Origin of the sequence: Citrobacter sp. Igbk 17, from assembly GCF_028069775.1 — a bacterium.
Taxonomy (GTDB): Bacteria; Pseudomonadota; Gammaproteobacteria; order Enterobacterales; family Enterobacteriaceae; genus Citrobacter.
On sequence record NZ_JANEWI010000076.1, the window covers coordinates 1 to 1,570 of the forward strand.

At 52.3% G+C, this 1,570-nt stretch carries 1 rRNA gene; it reads left to right on the forward strand.

Going from position 1 to position 1,570, the window contains the following annotated elements:
* Nucleotides 1-1,570, forward strand: a 23S ribosomal RNA gene (locus NNO08_RS22800); the annotation flags it as partial.

The following is a 1,570-nucleotide window of genomic DNA, read 5'->3' on the forward strand; positions in this document are numbered from 1 at the left end:
CGTGAATACATAGCGTAATGAAGCGAACCGGGGGAACTGAAACATCTAAGTACCCCGAGGAAAAGAAATCAACCGAGATTCCCCCAGTAGCGGCGAGCGAACGGGGAGCAGCCCAGAGTCTGAATCAGCATGTGTGTTAGTGGAAGCGTCTGGAAAGTCGCACGATACAGGGTGAAAGTCCCGTACACAAAAGTGCATGTGTTGTGAACTCGAAGAGTAGGGCGGGACACGTGGTATCCTGTCTGAATATGGGGGGACCATCCTCCAAGGCTAAATACTCCTGACTGACCGATAGTGAACCAGTACCGTGAGGGAAAGGCGAAAAGAACCCCGGCGAGGGGAGTGAAAAAGAACCTGAAACCGTGTACGTACAAGCAGTGGGAGCCTCTTTATGGGGTGACTGCGTACCTTTTGTATAATGGGTCAGCGACTTATATTCTGTAGCAAGGTTAACCGAATAGGGGAGCCGAAGGGAAACCGAGTCTTAACTGGGCGTTAAGTTGCAGGGTATAGACCCGAAACCCGGTGATCTAGCCATGGGCAGGTTGAAGGTTGGGTAACACTAACTGGAGGACCGAACCGACTAATGTTGAAAAATTAGCGGATGACTTGTGGCTGGGGGTGAAAGGCCAATCAAACCGGGAGATAGCTGGTTCTCCCCGAAAGCTATTTAGGTAGCGCCTCGTGAATTCATCTTCGGGGGTAGAGCACTGTTTCGGCTAGGGGGTCATCCCGACTTACCAACCCGATGCAAACTGCGAATACCGAAGAATGTTATCACGGGAGACACACGGCGGGTGCTAACGTCCGTCGTGAAGAGGGAAACAACCCAGACCGCCAGCTAAGGTCCCAAAGTCACAGTTAAGTGGGAAACGATGTGGGAAGGCACAGACAGCCAGGATGTTGGCTTAGAAGCAGCCATCATTTAAAGAAAGCGTAATAGCTCACTGGTCGAGTCGGCCTGCGCGGAAGATGTAACGGGGCTAAACTGTGCACCGAAGCTGCGGCAGCGACACTATGTGTTGTTGGGTAGGGGAGCGTTCTGTAAGCCGTTGAAGGTGTCCTGTGAGGGGTGCTGGAGGTATCAGAAGTGCGAATGCTGACATAAGTAACGATAATGCGGGTGAAAAACCCGCACGCCGGAAGACCAAGGGTTCCTGTCCAACGTTAATCGGGGCAGGGTGAGTCGACCCCTAAGGCGAGGCCGAAAGGCGTAGTCGATGGGAAACAGGTTAATATTCCTGTACTTGGTGTTACTGCGAAGGGGGGACGGAGAAGGCTATGTTAGCCGGGCGACGGTTGTCCCGGTTTAAGCATGTAGGCGGAGAGTTTAGGTAAATCCGGACTCTTACTAACGCTGAGGTGTGATGACGAGGCACTACGGTGCTGAAGTAACAAATGCCCTGCTTCCAGGAAAAGCCTCTAAGCATCAGGTAACACAAAATCGTACCCCAAACCGACACAGGTGGTCAGGTAGAGAATACCAAGGCGCTTGAGAGAACTCGGGTGAAGGAACTAGGCAAAATGGTGCCGTAACTTCGGGAGAAGGCACGCTGATATGTAGGTGAAG